Source organism: Pseudoalteromonas translucida KMM 520 (assembly GCF_001465295.1).
Taxonomy (GTDB): Bacteria; Pseudomonadota; Gammaproteobacteria; order Enterobacterales; family Alteromonadaceae; genus Pseudoalteromonas; species Pseudoalteromonas translucida.
In genome coordinates, this window is the sequence record NZ_CP011034.1 from 1,534,954 (window position 1) to 1,558,342 (window position 23,389).

General features: G+C 40.5%; 11 protein-coding genes. 9 read left to right on the plus strand and 2 right to left on the minus strand.

The window, feature by feature from the left end:
* Positions 1-100: 100 nt before the first annotated feature.
* Entirely contained in the window at positions 101-5,089 is a 4,989-nt protein-coding gene (locus PTRA_RS19240; RefSeq protein WP_237113480.1) for a beta strand repeat-containing protein, read from the plus strand.
* A gap of 255 nt (positions 5,090-5,344) precedes the next feature.
* Positions 5,345-8,062 (plus strand): type I DNA topoisomerase, encoded by a 2,718-nt coding sequence (gene topA / locus PTRA_RS07345; protein ID WP_058373271.1) that lies wholly within the window; start codon positions 5,345-5,347, stop codon positions 8,060-8,062.
* A gap of 152 nt (positions 8,063-8,214) precedes the next feature.
* On the opposite strand, the gene PTRA_RS07350 is transcribed toward topA, so the two are convergent.
* Both PTRA_RS07350 and PTRA_RS07355 read right to left on the minus strand, forming a co-directional pair.
* Positions 8,215-8,457, minus strand: a complete 243-nt coding sequence (locus PTRA_RS07350) for a hypothetical protein (RefSeq protein ID WP_011328030.1) — start codon at positions 8,455-8,457, stop codon at positions 8,215-8,217.
* A 306-nt stretch (positions 8,458-8,763) separates the two neighbouring features.
* A complete protein-coding gene (locus PTRA_RS07355) occupies positions 8,764-10,389 on the minus strand; it encodes an alpha-glucosidase family protein (RefSeq protein WP_058373272.1) in 1,626 nt (541 codons plus the stop codon).
* Between the two features lie 662 nt (positions 10,390-11,051).
* Between PTRA_RS07355 and PTRA_RS07360 the strand changes: the two genes are divergently transcribed.
* From PTRA_RS07360 to PTRA_RS07390, 7 genes are all read left to right on the plus strand, one after another.
* The gene (locus PTRA_RS07360) at positions 11,052-13,838 is read left to right on the plus strand and encodes a TonB-dependent receptor (protein ID WP_058374554.1); all 2,787 of its coding nucleotides are present in this window, start codon (positions 11,052-11,054) and stop codon (positions 13,836-13,838) included.
* Positions 13,839-13,934: 96 nt separating this feature from the next.
* On the plus strand, positions 13,935-15,431 hold the full coding sequence (locus tag PTRA_RS07365; protein ID WP_058373273.1) for a tryptophan halogenase family protein: 1,497 nt from the start codon (positions 13,935-13,937) through the stop codon (positions 15,429-15,431).
* On the plus strand, positions 15,432-17,288 hold the full coding sequence (locus PTRA_RS07370; protein WP_099046589.1) for a glycoside hydrolase family 13 protein: 1,857 nt from the start codon (positions 15,432-15,434) through the stop codon (positions 17,286-17,288).
* A 98-nt stretch (positions 17,289-17,386) separates the two neighbouring features.
* Positions 17,387-19,267 carry an alpha-amylase family glycosyl hydrolase gene (locus PTRA_RS07375; protein ID WP_418055003.1) on the plus strand — a complete coding sequence of 627 codons (1,881 nt, stop codon included), beginning with the start codon at positions 17,387-17,389 and terminating at the stop codon, positions 19,265-19,267.
* Entirely contained in the window at positions 19,257-20,747 is a 1,491-nt protein-coding gene (locus PTRA_RS07380) for an MFS transporter (protein ID WP_058373274.1), read from the plus strand. Before PTRA_RS07375 ends, PTRA_RS07380 begins: the two co-directional genes overlap by 11 nt.
* Before the next feature lie 170 nt (positions 20,748-20,917).
* The gene (locus PTRA_RS07385; protein WP_058373275.1) at positions 20,918-22,633 is read left to right on the plus strand and encodes an alpha-amylase family glycosyl hydrolase; all 1,716 of its coding nucleotides are present in this window, start codon (positions 20,918-20,920) and stop codon (positions 22,631-22,633) included.
* 375 nt (positions 22,634-23,008) lie between these two features.
* Positions 23,009-23,386 carry a hypothetical protein gene (locus tag PTRA_RS07390; RefSeq protein WP_058373276.1) on the plus strand — a complete coding sequence of 126 codons (378 nt, stop codon included), beginning with the start codon at positions 23,009-23,011 and terminating at the stop codon, positions 23,384-23,386.
* Positions 23,387-23,389: the final 3 nt, after the last annotated feature.

Here is a 23,389-nt window from a genome sequence, read left to right on the forward strand (position 1 = left end):
ATCAAAGAAAGTATCAAAAAACTGTGATTTTAGACTAGGTTATAGGTTAACATGAGGTAAACAATATAAAGTTAATAATAATAACGCTAGGGAGAGGTTTATGCCTTTAACACGACTGCTAAGCATTATGATGCTCAGCTTTTTTATCACAGCTTGTGGTGGTGGTGGCTCACTTGAAAAGGAGGGCAGTATAGGTGATGGTAACGGAGGAACAACACCTGATGTACCCACCTACGCCGTTACGCTTCAAGGCTACTCCCAAGAGGATGGCAGTGCATCGAATACTGTTACAGCGGCCTCTGCGCTAGATTTACGGGCTAAACTTGTTAAAGATGGCGTACCAGTTAGTGGCGCAAGAATTACTTTTACTTTATCAGATGATGTAGGGGTATTGAACCCAAACTCTGGCAGCGCTTTAACAAAAGATGATGGTGTTGCGAAGATAGAATTAACCGCAGGCACCGTAAAAGGAGCTGGAGCTGTTACTGCTAGTTATACGGTTGATGGCGAAACATATACTAGTCAGTTTGATTTCGAGTCAGCAGGGGATGCTGATATTAATGATCCAAGCTTATTTTCTTTAGCATTAGAAGGCTATTCAAAGTCAGATGGTAGTAAATCAAATAGAGTGTCTGCAAGTTCAGTAATTGAACTCAAAGCCAAGCTTGAAAAAGATGGGGCTGCAGTAACTGGCGCAAGAGTTACTTTTACATTGGCAGATGAAGTTGGTGTATTAACCCCGCTCTCTGGTAGTGCGTTAACAAAAGACGACGGTATTGCAACATTAGATCTTACCGCGGGTACAGTAAAAGGAGCTGGTGTTGTTACTGCTAGTTATACAGTTAACGGCGCTACGTATTCTAGCCAGTTTTCATTCGAGTCTGCAGGGGATGCGGATGGCAGTGGTTCAAATTTATTTACTTTATCATTAGAGGGCTTCTCAAAATCTGATGGTAGTAAATCAAATAGAGTGTCTGCAAACTCAGCTATAGAGCTCAAAGCCAAGCTTGAAAAAGATGGCTCTGCAGTGAATGGTGCAAGAGTTATTTTTACGCTTGCAGATGAAGTAGGTGTATTGAACCCTAGCTCTGGTAGTGCATTAACAAAAGGCGATGGTATTGCAACATTAGACCTTACCGCGGGTACAGTAAAAGGGGCTGGTGTTGTTACTGCAAGCTATACAGTTGATGGCGAAACGTATACTAGTCAATTTGCATTCGAGTCTGCAGGAGATGCAGGGGGTAATGATACAAGTTTATTTATTTTATCTTTAGAAGGGTTTTCACAAGCAGATGGTAGTAGATCAAACACTGTTTCTGCAGGTTCGCCTTTAAATTTACATGCAACGTTAACTAAAGAAGGTATTGCTGTTACAGGAGAGCGTATTACTTTCACTTTAGCAGACAGTATCGGCAAGCTAAATCCTACATCAGGAACAGCTATCACAGATAACACTGGTATTGCTAAGATAGAACTTGGTGCAGGAGAGGAAGCCGGAGCGGGTGGAGTCACTGCCAGTTATACAATAAATGGTGTAACGTATAGTGATACATTTTCATTTCAATCTACTGGTGGCCAAGAAGCTTATCAATTGCTTTTAAAAGGGTACTCTAAATTAGATGGTAGTGAATCTAATAGTGTAACCGCTGAGCAGCCATTAGATTTGCATGCGTTACTGACTAAAGAAGGTAAGGCAGTTACTGGTGAGCGCGTCGTGTTTAGCTTAGTGGATGATATTGGCAAGCTAAATCCTACATCAGGAACAGCTATTACAGACAATACAGGTATTGCAGTAATAAAGCTTACAGCAGGAGAAAAAGCCGGAGCAGGTGAAGTTACTGCATCGTATACAATCAATGGTGTGAGTTATAAAGATACATTTTCATTTCAATCAAGTGGCGATCAAGTTGCTTATACGTTGAGTATTCAAGGTTATTCAAAAGAAACAGGTGTTCAATCAAATACTGTAACCAGTTTAGAAGCACTAGATTTAAAAGCCACTGTACTTGATGATATTGGTGCTCCTGTAACAGGTAAAAGCGTGACATTTGCTCTTGATGGAAATATAGGGGCTTTGAACCCAGAATCAGGAAGTGTGTTAACAGATAATTCAGGTGTAGCTCAAATTGAGTTAACCTCTGGTAATATAGCCGGTGCTTCAAATGTAGTTGTTCGCTACATAAATCAAGGACAAACTTACTCATCTGAACCATTTGACTTTGAAGCTGTTATTGTTGAAAAAGCACAGCTGACAGTTAACTTAATAGCTTCAGATGGTACAGAAACAAGAATGGTTGATTTTGAACATCCAGCAGTAGTACAAGCAAAGTTATTAGTAGATGGACAACCAAGTGCATATCAATTAATTCAATTTGATTTGTCGGGTTTTGGTAAAATAAACCCATCAAACGGTACCGCAATGACAGATGCTGAAGGCATCGCAAAAGTAGACTTGCTAACAGGCATTGAGGCAGGTGCTGGTATAATTTCTGCTACTTATAAGCTTGACGAAAATACTGCATTTGATTCAAATTCTTTCACTTATACATCTAAAGGTGATGCGCCACCACCTGGCACATCTAATGATTTTACTATAGATTTAAGTTTACTATCTTCTACAAGAAGAACACAAATAAGTGAAATTAGCGCAACTGATAGTGGCTTGGTTGTGGCGACTATTTTAGATGTAAACGGTATGCCTGCTGTAGGTAAAGTTGTAACATTTAGCTCAACTTTAGGGAGCTTATTACCGAGCTCTGGTACTGCCTTAACTGATGCAGAGGGAGTTGCAAAACTAAATCTTACTTCTGGGACTGTTGAAGGTGCAGGCATTGTTACAGCGCAGTTTGAGGCTGTTGAAGCTAAATTAGGTTTTTATACTCGTGGCGATGCTATCGATCCTAATCAAAGCAGTGCAGATATAAGTTTTAGCATATTAAAAAATTGCCCCTCAGACTTTAAAACAATCAGAAATGTAAGCTCGTGTGAAGAAACTGCCAGTATCTCCGGCGATTCTGCAGGGATTCTTTATATACAGGTAAATAAGAAAGACTCGACTACAGCGCTAGCACAAACGTTAGTTACTGCAACTACTACGATTGGCTCTATATCACCAAGTACAGGTACCGCGATCACTGATGAAAACGGTATCGCTTTGCTAGATATAATCCCTGGGCGAGATGTTGGTGCTGGTGAAATTACCGTATCTGTTTTAAACAGCAGCCTTACTAAAGCATTTCAAATTGCAGCAGTTGATATTGATATTGCTATATCTAGCTCTGTAGCAAGTGGGCAATCTTTAACTGCAGGTTCAACCGCACTCGTTTCAGTAGAAATCACTAAAGACGGTAGCTTGTATACAGCGCCTTTAAATGTTGAGTTTTCATCTGGATGTGTCGACTCTGCCTTAGCTGTAATTGATGAGAAAGTGACGAGTATTGGTGGTTTTGCGCGTTCTACTTATCGACCTTTAACGTGTGTAGGCGGAGATATAATAACAGCCAGTGTAATAACTGGTGGTGATACTGTTTCAGCTAACACAACGATTAATGTATCACCGGCAAATATTGGCTTTATTCAATTTGTTGAGGTTACTGAACCGGTAATATCACTTAAAGGTACGGGCGGAGCAAATCGAAGTGAAATATCAGAAGTGGTATTTAAGCTTGTTGATGCTAATGGTAACGATCTAGCTTCAAGAACGGTTGACTTTACGTTATCAACGGCTGTGGGTGGTATAACATTAGGAGCCGATTCAGCAATAACCAATGCACTAGGTGAAATTAGAACAACAGTGCAATCTGGTGTTGTTGCAACTCCCGTACGTGTAATTGCATCAATAGAAGAAGATATTGATGGTGACACAGTAACGGTATCTGCGCCATCAGACGTGTTAGTAATTAGTACGGGTATTGCAGATCAAAATAGCTTTTCGTTATCACGCTCAATTTTCAACGTACATGGGCTTAACGTTGATGGCAGCGAGGTTACCGTTAATGCAAGGCTAGCAGATCATTTCAATAATCCTGTGCCCGATGGTACCGCAGTGAGCTTTATTACAGAAGGTGGTGTTATAGAACCAAGTTGTACGACTTTAAATGGCGCTTGCTCAGTAACATGGCGTAGTAGTAACCCTCGTCCATTCACTGAAACTATGTATGAAAATACAATTGCACAGAAGTGTGATAGAGGCTTGCCGTGTCCATTAGGTATTTTGAATAATGACTACAGTGTTGATCTTCCTTTAGGCGGCAGAGCAACAGTGCTTGCTTATGCTATAGGTGAAGAAACATTCTCAGATCTAAATGGTAATGGGTACTTCGATAGTCAAGACTTTTTTAGTGAGCTGTTTGATATTCCAGAAGCGTTTATTGATAATAATGAAGACGGCACTTATGGCGGTAAAGATTGTAATGCTCCAGCAGAACATTGTTCGGCAAATAACTCTAAAGGTGATGAATTTGAAGAGTTTATAGACTTTGACAATGATGGGCAGTGGACAACAGGTAATAGTATGTACAATGGCTTATTATGTAGGCCGGATGATGTTGCTATTAATTTGTGTAGTCGCGACCTAGTTAATGTATTTCAAAACCAAGAAATTGTTATGTCTGGTGATGCCGCGTTTTTCAGAGTTGTTACTTTTGCCAACGATTGCGCTGCAATACCGGGAGTAGCAGCGTCTGAAGTGCATGTGAATAGTGACCCTGCAAGCCCGGTGATTCGAAGAGTACAGAATGATTTAACAAGCGCTAAAATGTGTCAAATTTCACAAATAGATTTGACCGAAGCAACCGGTGTTACAAGTGCTGGCGCGACAGTTTATATAGCTGATATTTATAACAATCCATTACCAGCAGAAACAACTGTAAAAATCACTTCAGAAGAAGGGAAATTATCAGGTACAACTGATTACGTGTTCCCTAATACGACAAGTATCAGACCTATTAACCTGTCGTTTGGCATCTCAAGAGTGTTAGTAGAGGACAAAAATAGTGTTGTAAGTGGTAATTTAACTATTACTGCAACAGCAACATCTGGATTAATTACCTCTACTTCAATAACAATATTACATGACAAAAAACTGTAATTTGATGCTGTTTTAAAAAAATGCCAACCATAAGGTTGGCATTTTTTGTTTCTATTCTATATATTCCCCATCAATTACTCTAAAAACACCTGTTTGTTTAAATTAAACGCAGAAATTGTTCGTTTATTCGCTTAAAACTGAAAAGTTTGTATTAAAAGCTTGTAACAATTAGTGTTTGTAGATATACCTATAAATATTCGTGCCGCTTATGTCGGCTAAACACATTTTAAAAAACTTGGTTAGAAATAGGCAACTATGGGCAAATCGCTAGTAATTGTAGAGTCACCTGCTAAGGCTAAAACAATTAATAAATATTTAGGTAATGACTTCATCGTAAAGTCCAGTATTGGACATGTGCGAGATTTACCTACTTCAGGTTCTGGAAAAAACAAAGTGCCAGCGACTAAAACGCCGGCTGAAGTGCGTAAATTACCGCCTGAAGAGAAAGCAGCGTATAAAAAGCAACGAGACTATTCTAACTTAGTCGCGCGTATGGGTATTGACCCTGATAAAGGCTGGGAACCACATTACGAAATACTGCCAGGAAAAGAAAAGGTAGTACAAGAGCTTAAAAAGCTTGCCGAAAACGCTGACCAAATATACCTCGCAACGGATTTGGATAGAGAAGGGGAAGCAATTGCTTGGCACCTTCAAGAAATTATTGGCGGTGAACCTGCAAAATATAAGCGTGTGGTTTTTAACGAAATTACAAAAAACGCAATTCAGCAAGCATTCGAAACACCCGGTGAGCTTAATACCGATATGGTATATGCACAGCAAACACGTCGCTTTTTAGACCGTGTTGTTGGTTTTATGGTATCGCCCTTACTGTGGGCAAAAGTGGCACGTGGACTTTCGGCTGGACGCGTACAATCGGTAGCAGTGCGCTTACTCGTTGAGCGTGAACGCGAAATTAAAGCGTTTATACCTGAAGAATTTTGGGATATTCATGCTGATGTTAAAAATGCAGAGTCAGAGTTACGCTTAGAAGTAGCCAAACAAGCAGGCAAGCCATTTAAGCCTGTAAATGAAGCTCAGGCTAGCGCAGCAGTTAAAAGCCTTGAGAATGCAGAATACAAAGTTATAAGCGTTGACGAAAAACCAAGTAAAAGTCGCCCAAGTGCGCCTTTAATCACTTCAACTATGCAACAAGCAGCCAGTACACGTTTAGGCTATGGCGTTAAAAAAACCATGATGCTAGCGCAGCGCTTGTACGAAGGCGGTTACATTACCTATATGCGTACCGACTCAACTAATCTGTCAAAAGATGCGGTTGCTATGTGTCGCGAATATGTAACAGAGCAATTTGGTGAAAAATACTTACCTAAAGATCCTATTAATTATAGCTCAAAAGGCAATGCACAAGAGGCGCATGAAGCAATTCGTCCATCAAGTGTAACTGTGCTTTCGGGGCATATTGAAGGGGTTGATGCCGATGCTAAAAAACTATATGAGCTAATTTGGCGTCAATTTGTAGCGTGCCAAATGGTACCTGCAGAATACGACCTAACGACATTAACGGTAGCAGCGAACGACTTCCAACTAAAAGCCAAAGGCCGTGTGCTACGCTTTGATGGTTGGACTAAAGTACAGCCTGCTATTCGTAAAAAGAACGAAGAAGATCAGTCATTACCTGCAGTAACAGTAGGCGAAACATTAACGTTAATCGAGCTTGATCCTAAGCAACACTTCACTAAACCGCCAGCGCGTTTTAGCGAAGCGAGTTTAGTAAAAGAGCTTGAAAAACGCGGTATTGGCCGCCCATCTACTTATGCATCTATTATTTCTACTATTCAAGATCGTGGTTATGTACGGGTTGAAAACCGTCGTTTCTTCGCTGAAAAAATGGGTGAAATAGTTACCGACCGCTTAGTAGAAAATTTTGAAGACTTAATGAACTTTGACTTTACCGCCAAAATGGAAGGTCGTTTAGATGATATCGCCGAAGGCGAGCGCATTTGGACTGAAGTACTCGATAAGTTTTATGCCGACTTTTCAACGCAATTAACTGTTGCGAAAGACGAGCCTGAAAATGGCGGAATGCGTCTTAATGAAATGGTCGAAACTGATATTGAATGTCCGACTTGTAGCCGTAAAATGGGTATTCGTACCGCATCTACTGGCGTGTTCTTAGGGTGTACTGGTTATAACTTGCCACCAAAAGAGCGCTGTACAACAACGATGAACTTAGTATCGGGCGATGAAGCCGTTGCCACAGACAGTGCCGATGCAGAAGATCTTGAAACCGAAACTTTAATGCAAATGAAACGTTGCCCAATTTGTGAAACGGCAATGGATTCATACCTAATCGACGAAACCCGTAAATTACATGTGTGTGGTAATAACCCAGCATGTAGTGGCCATGTAGTTGAGCAAGGCACGTTTAAAATTAAAGGCTATGACGGGCCACTTATTGAGTGTGATAAGTGTGGCGCTGATATGGAATTAAAATCGGGACGTTTTGGTAAATACTTTGGTTGTAATAACGACGAATGTAAAAACACCCGTAAGTTACTTAAAAATGGCGAAGCTGCGCCGCCAAAAGAAGACCCTGTTCACATTACCGAATTAGAATGTGAAAAGTCAGATGCGTATTTTGTTTTACGTGATGGCGCTGCAGGTATTTTCTTGGCTGCAAATACCTTCCCTAAATCGCGCGAAACACGTGCGCCTAAGGTTGAAGAGTTACAACGCTTTAGAGACCGTATTTCACCTAAGTTTTATTACTTAGCCGATGCACCAGCACAAGATCCAGATGGAAACTTAGCTGTTGTACGCTACAGCCGTAAAAATAAAGAGCAGTATGTAATGACCGAAGTCGACGGTAAAGCGACCGGTTGGACTGCGCATTATGTTGCGGGTAAGTGGGTTGAAGAAGCGAAGAAAAAAGCAGCACCCAAAAAGAAAGCAGCTGCTAAAAAAGCGCCTGCTAAAACTAAGGCTAAAGCAAAAACTAAAAAAGATGCTGAATAAATAATACTAATATAAGTATTTAATTTTTCTCTTTTTGAAAGCAATAAAAAACCGGAATACACTTTGAGTGTCGATTCCGGTTTTTTTATATCTAATTAAAAGTGTTCGCAACGGCTGTATTAGCAATAGACTTAATTAGACAATAAATTGAATTAAATTTTTACAGCAGAGACTTTTTTGTAGCCTTCTGATACAAGCTCATCATTCACGCACTTTAATACATAGCCATAAAGCTCTTCATTGCTTACGTCGTCATCTTTAGCCCAGTTAACACACATTTCTGTGTATTCTTTAACTGTTTCAGCTGAAGCGTCCGCCGCATCTTCTGCAACCACATTAAGTGCAGACAGTGCAAATAGAGGTGCTACGATTAATGCTAGCAATGCTTTGTTCATTTGTTTATTCCTAAAAAATGTTATGACAATTGTTGTTTAAAACAAGTGTACCCAAGCCAGAACAACTCTGTTGGTATGCTGATTTTTAATCGAATTTGAAATAAAAGATAACGAAATATTTTTATCGTCAGGATAAGTAAGTTGAGTGTTAAATTTTAATGGTAATTAGGAGCATACATGGACGAATCTTCAAGATCTAAGCTAACCAAAACAAATAAAATAGAATCGGTATTGGAGTGTTTTATAGTTGTTAGCTATAAAAAAGCCTGAGCGTACTCAGGCTGTTGTTTTTATATTAAATGACTTCTAGCTACATTGGGCGTAATAGCAGCTAAATCCATTCATTGTTAGCTGGTTATCACTCAAAGTAGCATTGTGATGCGAAAGCGTGTCATACGCTTTAGTTATAGCCACCGGCAAATTTAATGTTGCTTGTTGCGCACTTAAATTAAATACACATAGCATTTTTTCATTATTAAGTGTTCTATAAAATGCCAGAATGGGTTCAGCCGTTTGGATAAACTCAATATCACCTGTAATCATTACCGCTTGCGTTTTACGCCAAGCCATAAATTCACGATATGCGTTTAAAATAGAGTTTTTGTCGTCATTTTGCTCTGCTACCGATTGCGACTTATGTGCAGCATCTACAGGTAACCAAGGCTTATTTTCACTAAATCCAGCATAATCTACTTGCTCATTTTCCCAAGGAATTGGAGTTCTACAGCCATCACGTCCTTTAAAGTTAGGCCAAAATGTAATTCCGTATGGGTCTTGTAAGTCTTCAAAGGCCACGTTTGCCTCGCCCAAGCCTAGCTCTTCGCCTTGATACATACATACACTACCACGCAGTGAAGCGAGTAGGGCTGTAAGCATTTTACATTGAGCAGGGTTAATTTCGCCATTATCGCTCCAACGGCTCGCAACACGCTCTACATCATGGTTACTAAACGCCCAGCAAGGCCAGCCTTCAGTCATTTGCTGTTCAAGGGTTTGTACTGTTGTTCTAATGTATTCACTAGAGTAGTCATCAGTGAGTAATTCAAAACTGTAACCCATGTGTAGCTTATCGCCACCTTGCGTATACTGCGCCATGGTAGCGAGTGAATCTTCAGACGATATTTCACCCAATGAAACCGCACCTGGGTACTTATTAAGTAAGGCACGAATGTCTTGCATAAATTCGATGTTTTCTGGTTGGGTGTTGTTGTAATAGTGATACTGAAATGCGTACGGATTGTCTTCACTAAAACCACGGCCTTGGCGCTTATCTTTTGGTTTTGCAGGATTGTCGCGTAATTGCGCATCGTGGTAGCAAAAGTTAATTGCATCGAGCCTAAAGCCATCTACACCTTTTTTCAGCCAAAATTCCACGTTATCAAGCACCGCTTGTCTAACATCTGGATTATGAAAGTTTAAATCGGGCTGCTCGGTTAAAAAGTTATGTAAATAATACTGACCTCGGCGTGGCTCCCACTGCCATGCTGGGCCGCCAAAAATAGATAACCAATTATTAGGTGCTGTACCATCTTCTTTTGACTCAGCCCAAACATACCAATCAGACTTATCGTTAGTGGTGTTTTCGCGGCTATCTAAAAACCATTGGTGTTGATCAGAGGTATGGCTAAGCACTTGGTCAATAATAATTTTTATATCGCGGGCATGCGCTTGTTCAATTAGCGCATCAAAATCGTTTAAATCACCAAATATTGGGTCAATATCTCGGTAGTCGCTAATATCGTAACCAAAGTCTTTCATTGGCGATTTAAAAAATGGTGAAATCCAAATAGCATCAACGCCTAAGCTTTTAATATAATCAATGCGATTAATTATCCCCTTTAAGTCACCAATACCATCATTGTTGCTATCTTGAAAGCTACGCGGATAAACCTGATAAATTACCGCACCTTTGTACCACTGCTGTTGGGCCATGCTTTTCTCCGTCATTGCACACCGTATTTCGATTACGCTAAATATGGTTTGTTAACTCACCATATAATATTTCTAAAAAGCATACGTGAAGCCCGTGATTCTGTAAAAATACTGCATACGTATGCAGTAAAATACACATTTTTTAAGTATCAAAAAAATCACAAAAAACCAATTAAATATTTTAAATTGCCAACAAAACAACCTTACCAATTAAGTTTTTAAATTGATTTATCGGTATTTTTTTATTTTAATTTAATATTAACAATGGCTTGAGTGTATAGCTTCAAGGTTGCTTTGGTCTTACCAATTACACACTCAAAAATAAGCGTATACAGAGCAGGGATCAGCTTAAATATGGTTATTTTTATGCAGTTTACATTTAACAACATCCGCCATTTATTGATAAATATAATTATTTAACTAAATTTATTAAGTAATTAATGCGAATTTATGAAAGTCTATTAAAAACAATCGTTTGTGCTATTGTGAGTGGCTTTTATGTTAATATATTGTCAATGTGCAAGTATTGAATACGTATGCATAAAGTTGTTAATAAAATGAAGAGAGCGTTAACATTAATCCTGACAACAAAATTAGCTCACTTTGTTTGACTATCACTCAAACAAAGCGAGGATCACACTATGGGTAACGGGAAAAACATCATGTCTATGTTCAAACCAAGTATATTAACGTTGGCATTAACAGCTGCTGGTTTATCAAGCTTTGCTACTGCGGCCGCGCAAGAAAATACAATAAAAAAAGAAGACGTTGAAGTCATCGAAGTTAAAGGTTTTCGTGGCAGTTTAGTTGAGTCAATAAACACCAAACGTTTTTCTACACAGGTTGTAGAGTCAATTTCTGCTGAAGATATTGGTAAATTACCAGACTCATCTATTGCAGAATCTATTGCACGTTTACCGGGTTTAACCGCACAGCGTCTTGATGGCCGAGCAAGTCGTGTAAGTGTGCGTGGCTTTAGCGAAAATGAAAGTGCCACTACCTTTAATGGTCGCGAGCAAGTTTCTATTGGTGACAACCGTGGTGTTGAATTTGACCTGTACCCATCAGAAATAATGAGCGGTGTAACCGTTTATAAAACGCCTAATGCAAGTCTTGATGCAGAAGGTATTGCTGGTGTAATCGACATGCAAACCGTTAAGCCTTTAAGTAAAGGTGAGCGTGTGATCATGTTTAATGGCCAATTAGAACAAACAGGTTTTGATAAATTAAACCCAGATGGCAACGACAGTGGTTACCGCGGCACGATTTCGTACATTGACCAGTTTGCAGATGACACTATAGGTGTTGCGTTTGCCTATAATAAAATGAGTTCACCAAACCAAGAAAAACGATGGAACTCATGGGGCTACCCTGAATTTGAAGCTGCTGGCGAGCAATATTCTATATTAGGCGGTGCAAAACCTTATGTGCGTTCATCAACACTTGAGCGTGATTCAGCAATGTTTGTACTTGAAGCCGCACCAACTGATCGTTTAAACATGACGTTTGATGCGCTTTATGTTGATTTTTCAGATGAGAAGATATTACGTGGTATAGAAGTACCTTTTGCATGGGGCCAAGGCACAATAGACGCTTCAAGCGCTGAAATAGATGAGTCATCTGGTTTTATCACCAGTGCAGTTACACAAGGGCAACGAGTTGTCGTTCGTAACGATTATGAAGAACGTAATGCTGAGCTAACGCAATTTGGTTTTAACACTAAATACGACATTAATGATTCATGGTCGTTAGAGTTTGATGCCAGTGTATCTGAAGTAAAACGTCAAATATGGAGTATCGAAAGTTACTCTGGTACAGGGCGTGGCGATGCAAATGGCATTGCAGATAACATAGGTTATGCCTTTGATGGTGGCAATACTGGCGCGCAATTTAGCCATGAATTAGATTACAGTGATTATGATCTTATTCAATTAGGCGGTCCATTATCTTGGGGAGCAAGTTCTGCCCTTAACGATAAATATGGTTTAACGGGCACTGCCTACGAAAATACAGCACAAGACGGCTTTATTAATGCCCCAGAAATTAACGATGAATTACAAACATTAAAGCTTGCTGCAAGCAAAGCACTCGAAAATGAGTATTTTAGTAAAGTAAGCTTTGGTATTTCATATCGCGATCGCGAAAAAAGTAAAGTGTCTGAAGGGTATTACATGACCTTAAAAGACTTCTCGCTTGCAAATCCAGGTATGTTGGCTATTCCTGAGCAATATCGTGAAGGGTCTGCTAGCTTAGACTTTATTGGTATGGGTAACATGGTTGCCTACGATACAAACGGCTTAGTAAACGATGGCTACTACGACCTATTACAAGAAAGCCTTACAAACCAAAAGCACAAAACACAATCTTGGACTGTTCAAGAAGAAGTAATTGCAGTATTTGCACAGCTAGATATTAACGCAGAAATTGGCTCAATTCCGGTAACGGGTAATATTGGTGCGCGCTATGTACAAACAGATCAATCATCACAAGGCTCTGCTGCTAATACAGTTAATGGCTTAGTGGTTGTAACGCCTACCGATGTTAGCCATGACTATAGCCACTTTTTACCAAGCATAAACTTATCGTTTGCAATTGATGAAGAGCAAACAATACGTTTTGGTGCAGCAAAAACAATTTCACGCGCACGTCTTGATGAAATGAATGCATCAATAAATGCCACTTACAGCCAAACACAACCAGACGATAACGGTAATTTTTGGAGCATTTCGGGTGGTAATCCAAAGCTTGAGCCTAAAGAAGCAACAGGCTTCGACCTAAGCTACGAAAACTACTTTGATGCAGAAGGTTACTTTGCTGCCGCATTTTTCTACAAAGACATTACGCAATGGATTTTTGATGGTACATATGATGTAGATATGACAGGTGTTGCAGACCCATCTACAGGTGAAATTCCAGCTACGTCTACCGGCACTGGTTCGGGTAAAGTAAATGGCGGTGAAGGCGACCTTTGGGGTTATGAGCTATCTTTATCATTACCATTTAGCGTATTTCACCCAAGCCTAGAAGGTTTTGGTTTAATTGCTAGCCATACAGGCGTAGAGCAAGACCTGAGTGATCAAAATGGTAATGAATATGAGTTGCCAGGCTTATCAGACCAAATCGATAGCTTAACCTTTTATTATGAGCACAGCGGTTTTCAAGCACGTACCAGTATGCGCAAACGTAGTGACTTTAAAGGTGACGTATATGGTTTAGGCTTTGAAACCACTCAAGTTGACATCAAAGGCGAAACAATTTGGGATGCACAATTAGGTTATGACTTTAGCGAAGGCGGTTTTGATAGCTTAGCTGGCTTAAGTGTTACCTTCCAAGTGCAAAACATTACCGAAGAACCTTTTGTATCGCTGCAAGGCGATAACGACCTACAAATACGTGACTACCAAGATTATGGCCGTACATTTTTACTAGGTTTTAGCTATAAACTATAGTTTTCTTTAGCGTTGAAAGGCCCTTGTGATTTGCTTTACAAGGGCTTTTTTATATCACATTCAATACTGGTTTACTCAACCATGGTGAAAAAGTAAATGAATAATAAAATAACAAATGTGGTAATCGCCGGCGGAGGCACAGCAGGCTGGATCACGGCAGCCTTATTAAATAAAGTATTGGGTAACGTGATCAACATCACCTTAGTTGAGTCTGATCAAATAGGGACTATTGGTGTAGGAGAGGCGAGTATTCCGCCAATTTTGCATTTAAATGGCGCGTTAGGCATAAATGAACAAGAGTTTATTAATGCCACTCAAGCAACGATTAAATTAGGTATTGAGTTTGAAAATTGGCGCGAGCAAAATCATAAATACATGCATGCCTTTGGTAGCATAGGTAAAGATTTTCCGTTTTGTGAGTTTCACCACTTTTGGCTAAAAGCAAAACAGCAAAACCGCGCTCCCGATCTGTGGGATTTTTCTGTTAACTACCAAGCGGCAAAAGCAGGTAAATTCGCCCATTTACGTAATTTGCCTAATACCCAATTACTAGGGTTACATTATGCTTATCATTTTGACGCAACCTTATATGCCAAACTGTTAAAAAAACTTGCGCAGCAGCGCGGTGTTAAACGTGTTGAAGGTAAAATAAAAAGCGTGCAGCAGTGTCAGCAGTCAGGTGATATACAAGCATTAACACTAGAGAGTGGTTCAGTAATTAAGGGCGACTTATTTATTGACTGTACCGGGCTAAGTGCATTATTAATTGAAAAAACCTTAAATACAGGCTTTGAAGACTGGTCGCATTGGCTGCCTTGCGACAGGGCAGTAGCAGTGCAAAGTGAATCAGCGAATGAGCCAGTACCGTATACTCGCTCTATTGCCCAAAATGCTGGTTGGCAATGGCAAATACCTTTACAGCACAGAGTTGGTAACGGCTTAGTGTTCTCGAGCCGCCATTTAACAGATGACGAAGCAAAGCAGCAATTACTCGCTAATTTGCCCGGCAAAGCAATAACAGAGCCGCGGGTGATCCGTTTTAAAACGGGGCGTCGTCGCTTACAATGGCATAAAAATGTGGTTGCTATTGGACTCTCAAGTGGGTTTTTAGAGCCGTTAGAGTCAACCAGTATTCATTTAATTCAAACAGCGGCTATTCGGTTAATTAAGATGTTTCCGCATAATGGGATTAAACACTCGCAAGTAACTACATATAACCTGCAAAGTAAAACCGAAATAGAACGCATACGCGACTTTATAATTTTACATTATAAGCTTACCACCCGCACAGATAGCGCATTTTGGCGTCAATGTCAGCAAATGAGTATTCCCGAAACGCTGCAACAAAAAATAACCTTGTTCAAACAAACAGGCAAGATCATTCGAGAAGACGACGAGCTTTTTGCCGAGCCAGCGTGGCAGCAAGTAATGATAGGACAGGGGCTTGCAGCAGATGATTATCACCCGTTAGCCAACGCCCTAACTGATGAGCAGCTGCTCGCATTATTTTCTGATTTAAAAGCTTTGATTAACCACACGGTTGAACAACTCCCTTCCCATAGTGAATTTTTATCTAGGATGAAAAATAATTAAATGAAAAAGCTAATTAAAGCACTGTTTGCTACAACATTGTTTACTGCAATACCGCTTACTGCAATAAAGGCACAGGCCATGTCTGTATCGCCACAAAATTGGTGGATTGGCATGCAAAATGAGGCACTGCAAGTTATGTTGCATGAGCCAAACATTGCTAAACAACAGTGGCAATTAACCCCCTACAATGGGGTTAAGTTAATCAGTATTGGCAAAACAGATAATCCTAATTATGCGTTTTTAAACCTAAAAATAACGTCGCAAGCAAAGCCTGGTAATTTAGTGTTTACCAGTCCAGCGGGTGAGCGTTTTGAATACCCGCTGCATACTCGCAGTAGCAATAGTGCCAAGCGTAAAGGCTTTAACAGCCAAGATACCCTTTATTTAATTAACCCAGACCGTTTTGTAAATGGCGATAGCAGTAACGACACCCTAGCAGGCATGTTAGAGGCAGCTGCTCCAAAAAGTAAAGGTGGGCGTCACGGTGGCGACTTACAAGGGGTGATCAATGCACTTCCATATTTAAATGATTTAGGGGTAACTCAATTGTGGTTAACCCCAGCGCTTGAAAACAATATGCCAAGCTACTCTTATCATGGTTATGCTATTACTGACTTTTATAATATAGATCCCCGCATGGGCAGTAATGAGCTGTACCAAGAGCTGTCAAATAAAGCGCAGCAGCAGGGTATTGGGTTAGTGATGGACTTTGTACTTAATCACTTTGGCTCTGAGCATGTGTGGATGAGTGACAAGCCAACGTCTGATTGGATTAATTTTAATGGTGAGTTTGCCAATGGTAAGCATGCCACTAGTCATGCAAGGCAAACCATTCAAGACCCTCACGCCAGCCAGTTCGATAAACGCCAATTTAGCGATGGCTGGTTTGTAGAAACCATGCCCGATCTAAACCAGCGTCAACCTTTGTTGGCAACCTACCTAATTCAAAACACCATTTGGTGGATTGAGTATGCAAATTTAAGCGGTATTCGAGTAGATACATATTCATACTCAGACAAAGCTTTTTTAGCCAATTGGACCAAAGCAATTATGAGTGAATACCCAGCGTTTAATATTGTTGGTGAAGAGTGGACTACTAACCCAGCAATTGCATCGTATTGGCAAGCGGGCAAAAATAACAGTGACGGTTATAGCTCAAGTTTACCCAGTATAATGGATTTTTCGCTGCAAGAGGCGCTCATTCAAGCTTTAAATGAAGATGAAAGCTGGAACACAGGTTGGGTTAAAGTATACCAATCCCTTGCCAATGATTTTTTGTACCCCAACCCAAATAACCTTTTAGTATTTGCCGATAACCACGATATGAGCCGTGTTTATACTGAGCTAAAGCAAAACCTAAATAAAACCAAAATGGCGATGACCATGCTACTTACCACCCGTGGTATTGCACAAATGTATTATGGCACCGAAGTATTACTCGATAACACAGGCAGTAACGATCACGGCGATATTCGTATTGATTTTCCGGGCGGTTTTGCTGGTCAAACAGTTAATGCCTTCACTGGTAAAGGGCTCACTAATGCACAGCGCGAGATGCACCAAACCCTACGTACGTTACTTAATTTTAGAAAACAAAGCCCTGCATTAGGTTATGGCAAGCTAACGCATTTTAGTCCACAGCAAGGTATTTACAGTTATGCACGTATAGCTGATGAACAAATAGTGTTGGTATTTTTGAATAAAAATAAGCAGGCAAAAAATTGGTCGTTAGGGTATATGCAAGAGGTGGTTAAGCAGCATACAACAGCAACAAACCTGTTTACTGAGCAGCAAATTAATTTAACTGATGCAATAACATTAACACCCATGAGCGCCACAGTATTAGTGATTGAGTAAATTGCTTAACTGAATACGTATGCAGCGACTGTCAGTCAGTCGCGCTTCACACTAGTATTAAATTCATAACAAAAACGACAAAGTAGTAAAGTAGCACTATGACAATAATGAAGATAATTAAATATAGCCCTTTGCTTTTAGCCAGCAGCATTTACCTAACAGGCTGCTCAGATAGCGAAATACAAGCTAATCAAATTAATGAGCAATTAACTAAATCTCCAGATGAGATCAGCAAACCTGTTGTATACCAAGTATTCACTCGTTTGTTTGGTAACACTCAAACGGCGAATGTACCTTGGGGCACTAAAGAGCAAAATGGGGTTGGCAAATTTGCCGACTTTAATGACGCCGCATTGCAAGGTATTAAAGAATTAGGCACCACCCATGTTTGGTATACCGGCGTGTTGCATCATGCGCTGGTGGGCAATTATAGCCAATACGGGATAAAACAAGACGACCCCGATGTAGTTAAAGGCCGTGCGGGTTCGCCTTATGCAATAAAAGATTACTACGATGTAAACCCAGATCTTGCAGTAAACCCAGAGCGCCGCTTAGCAGAGTTTTCTGCACTTATTGAGCGCACTCATCAACATGGTATGAAAGTGGTTATTGATATTGTGCCAAACCACGTGGCGCGTAACTATCATTCAATTGCTAGGCCTGCTGGTGTAAAAGACTTTGGCGAGCAAGACGATACCAGTAAAGAATATGCGCGTAATAATAACTTTTATTATGTACCAGGGCAGTCGTTTCAAGTACCTAGCTCTGAGCAATATCAAGTTTTAGGGGGAGATGCACACCCATTAGCCGATGGCTTGTTTAACGAAAGTCCTGCTAAATGGACAGGTAATGGCGCGCGTGCAGCTAAGCCCGATATAAACGACTGGTACGAAACTGTAAAAGTAAACTACGGGGTTAAACCCGATGGCAGTTATGACTTTCCAACCCTACCAGCAAGCTTTGCAACGAAAGATGCCCGAGCGCACTATGAATTTTGGCAAGACAAAAACCTACCTAATAGCTGGTATAAATTTCGCGATATTGCACTATTTTGGTTAGATAAAGGCGTAGATGGCTTTCGCTATGACATGGCCGAAATGGTGCCAGTTGAATTTTGGAGCTTTTTAAATTCGGCAATCAAAATGCAAAACCCTAATGCCTTTTTACTTGCCGAAGTATATAACCCAAAAATGTACCGAGGTTATATTCATCAGGGCAAAATGGATTACTTATACGACAAGGTGGGTTTTTACGACACGCTAAAAGCTATTATGCAAAATAAGCAAGCTGCGAGCACTATTTTTGATGCACAACAGCAAGTTGCCGATATAGAACAGCACATGCTGCACTTTTTAGAAAACCACGACGAGCAACGTATTGCCAGCCCCGATTTTGCAGGTAACGCGCTATGGGGCAAACCAGCCATGGTGGTATCTACGTTAATTAGCCGCTCGCCTAGCTTGTTATATTTTGGCCAAGATGTAGGCGAAGATGGCTCTGAAAACGCCGGGTTTGGCACGCCAACCCGTACCAGTATTTTTGATTATATTGGCGTTCCTGCGCATCAAGCGTGGATGAATAACGGCCAGTTCGATGGTGCTAATTTAACACCTGAGCAAGCTAGCTTACGAGAATACTACAAAGCCATTATGGCGTTAAATAACTTACCTGCGGTAGTGGGCGGCGACATGCACGCTTTAAACGTAAAGGGTAGCGACAGGGTTGTTGCGTTTTCACGTAGTTTAGGTCGCCAAGTGATTTTGGTACTAAGCAACTTTAGCGAGCAACAACAAACAATCACTATTAACTTAAATAGCCAAACAACTGCAAATATAGGTGCAAATTCAGCGTTACACGATTTACTCGAAACACATAACGGTGTGTTAGTGAGTAATAACGACCAAGGTGCAAGTTTTACACTTACCCTTAATGCACTAAGTAGCGCGGTATTAACCAATAAGGTAAATAATGAACAATAATAGCAATAAACCCGACCTAAGCTTTTGGCAAATATGGAACATGTGTTTTGGTTTTTTAGGGATTCAATTTGGGTTTGCCCTGCAAAACGGTAACGTTAGCCGTATATTTCAAACGCTTGGTGCCGACATTGATGATATACCTATTTTATGGGTAGCCGCTCCGCTAACGGGGTTAATTGTACAACCTATTATTGGTTACTGGAGTGATAAAACCTGGGGTAAGTTAGGTCGTCGCCGTCCGTTTTTTTTATATGGTGCAATTTTAACTACACTGTCGTTATTTATAATGCCTAACTCACCAACGCTGTGGATTGCAGCCGGTATGCTGTGGATTATGGATGCGTCAATTAACGTTACTATGGAACCGTTTCGTGCTTTAGTTGGCGACAACCTGCCTAAAAAACAGCGTGCAACAGGTTATGCCATGCAAAGCTTTTTTATAGGCATTGGCGCTGTAGTTGCATCAGCACTACCATGGATGATGGCTAACTGGTTTGGTATTGCTAATACCGCGCCGGCTGGGCAAATTCCTGATTCAGTAAAGTATTCGTTTTACTTTGGCGCGGTAATTTTACTGGTTGCTGTAGGTTGGAGTATTCTAACCACCAAAGAATACTCGCCAGAGCAACTCGCTGCATTTAATCACCAAGAAGAGCCTGCTTCTCAAAGCCAACCAACCGCTAATATTAACTTTAGCAAAGGGGGCATAATATTTAGTGTTTTAGGCTTAGCCGTTTTAGCCTTGGTAAGCGCCTTAAATTTAGAAAAAGAACTGTATTTATTGGCTGGCGGTTTAGTGAGTTTTGGGGTTGTTCAGTTTATAGCGGCAGCCTTGCAAGCTAAACAACTTACATCGGGTGGTTTTTATCAGGTATTAAACGACGTATTTACTATGCCCGAAGCCATGAAACAGCTGGCGTGGGTGCAGTTTTTTAGCTGGTTTTCGTTATTTGCAATGTGGATTTATACCACTTCAGCGGTAACGGGGTTTCATTACGGCAGCAGCGATACCAGTTCCCCAGCTTATAACAACGGCGCTGACTGGGTAGGTATATTATTTGCCGCGTATAACGGCTTTGCAGCACTTGCCGCAATTTGTATTCCGATAATAGTTAAGCGCGTTGGTTTAAAGCTCGCTCATTGCTTTAATCTGGTTTTAGGCGCGCTGGGCTTAGCCAGCTTTATTGTTATTAAAGATCCCACCTTACTTATTTGGCCAATGATAGGCATTGGCTTTGCGTGGGCGTCTATTTTATCGCTGCCATACGCCATGTTAAGTACCTCGGTGCCAAGCAGTAAAATGGGTGTTTATATGGGCATATTTAACTTTTTTATTGTTATCCCCCAGCTATTAGCCGCCAGCATTTTAGGGCTTATATTACGCCACTTTTTTGAGAATCAACCAATTTACGCTTTGTTAATAGGCGCGGTGTCGTTTTTACTGGCAGCTGTTGCAGTATTACGCGTTAAACAATCTTAATTTTTATAAATAACAGCAAATTACTGCCTCGACCATTGCATTTTAAGGCAAGGGTAGAGGCAGCAAAATAATTAACCATTAGCCTAAAACCATTCGCAATATATTACAGTTGCACTTTAATTGAATGGTATACAGCAATTAGCATAAACAACAAAAACAAAGGGGATAAAATGAAAACCTTTACTTTGAGTGCATTAGCACTGGCACTTGCATTAACCGGTTGTAAGCCAGCGCCATCAACAAATACTAACACTAATAACGCTGTGACTAATGCGCAAACTAAAACAGTAGAACAGCCAGCAGACTGGTGGCAAAGTGCCATATTTTATCAAATTTGGCCGCGCAGCTTTTACGACAGCGATAACGATGGTCATGGCGACTTTAATGGCATGACAGCAAAACTCCCATACTTAGAAGAGTTAGGTGTAAATGCACTGTGGTTAACGCCTATTTTCGAAGCGCCTTCTTATCATGGCTATGACTTTACAGAGTTTTATAAAGTTGAAAGTGACTATGGCAGTATGGCTGAGTTTGAAGCGTTTATAAAAGCCGCTGATGACAAAGGTATGAAAGTTATACTAGATTTAGTGATCAATCATATCTCTAGTCAGCATGACTGGTTTCAACAATCTGAAAAACAACAAGCGCCATTTAGCGACTATTTTGTATGGCGTGACGATATGCCTAAAGCGGGCAGTGGCTGGGGGCATGCTTGGAGCGATAACGACAAGCCAGAAGCCGTATGGCATTGGAGTGAAACGCGCAAGCAATATTATTATGGTGCATTTGGTGCAAGCCAACCCGATTTAAATTTACGCCACCCAGATGTGGCTAATGAAATGAAAAAAATGGCAAAGTTTTGGCTCGACAAAGGCGTAGCAGGTTTTAGGCTTGATGCAGTACGCTTTGCTATGGAAGGCGGTGCAAATGCACAAGCCGACACCCAAGAAACGATAGAATATTGGCAAGACTTTAATCAATATATAAAAAGTGTAAATCCACAAGCTTACCTGGTAGGAGAAGCATGGGCCGATCTTCCTATTGCGGCAAAGTACTATGGCGAAGGTAAGGGGCTAGATCAAGGCTTTGACTTTGAAGTAGGCTATAAAATTTTGAGCTTACTTAAAACCGATACCGACACAGATGTGCTGTTTGGTACTATGCCATCTAATGAGCAGCACAAAGCTAAAAATGCACTCATCCTTGATGAAAACTTACAACAACGTAAAGACTCGCAAGCACCACTGCACTTTTTTACACCGTTTTTAACTAATCACGATCAAGAACGAGTTGCTTATCAACTTAAAGAGCACGATGGTAAAGCAAAACTAGCAGCGGCCATGTTATTTAGCTCGCCAGGCACACCGTACATTTATTACGGTGAAGAAATAGGCTTAACGCAGCAGCGCATCGGTGACGATGTGTATAAACGTGCGCCCATGCAGTGGGACAATAGTCATCAAGCGGGCTTTACGCAAAGTGACAATAGTTGGGTTGAAGAAACGGCATTATTTGGTGATGACTTTGCAAACTGGTGGCCAGAGTTTCTTGCTAAGCAACTAGCAGCAGGCGATCGTAGTGTTGCAGCGCAGCAAGCACAACCAAATTCTGTTTGGCGTTTATATCAGCACTTAATCGCAATGAAAAAGCAGCGCCCAGAATTTACTATTAACGGCAGTTATCAGCTAACGCAGCACGACAATGGCATAGTAGAAATAACGCGAGAGTTAAACGGCAGTAAAAGTATTTTTGTACTTAACCTAACCGATAAAGCTCAAAGCATCAGCAGTATTGCACGCGACGGTTTAACAGCCAGTTGGCAGCACGATCTCAATGGCGATCAACTTGCCGCTTACGGTTTATTGTTACTAAATAACACACTGTAAATAGCATACTTATTATAGGGGGTAACATACGTTACCCCCTATTTGTTACTACGCACAGTCCCCTCCGTTCGCCCTTTGTAAAAACACGATTTAAAGGGAAGTTTCACAAAGTCACACATCAGATCACATTAAAGTAAAGCTGTGCATATAAGCACTTACTTGCATTTTGCCCTATAACATTATTAAAAGTCGTTTTGGGATATTTTAACAAAGGCAATTTTATAGCACACGTAATTACTTGTTTACATTGTAGTTATTTAGTGGAATTATTGATCTATGTGATATACGCCGTTTTGGGGGGTTATAAACCCCCATAGTGTTGTTCAGTAAGCTGTTATACCCTTTGTCGTAAAATTCAATATATTGGACGTGAACTTGGAAGATCTAGAAATATACCAATTAGCAGGAGATGTTCTTTCTTCTATAACTAGTGACCTAAATGAAAGTATTTATTCAGATCTTAACGGCAAACTATCTTTAGTATGGAGTGAGGTTCAAACCGTGAACGCTTGGGCTAAATCTCAGGGATCTGTTGATGAGCCTCCTATACATAAAATATGTATTCATTTTGAGCTTGTACGCCAATTATATAGGGATACTGAGGCTTTTTGTAAGTATCTAGAAAGTGACATTGATAAGGGGGCTTTCGATTTTTGGTTTCAAGATTTTGAGCAACCCATAGAAATGTTACCTTCGATATTCTCTTCGGAAGCTCATAGAAAGAATATGTTTATAGCTGCGATTACTTTGTAGTGG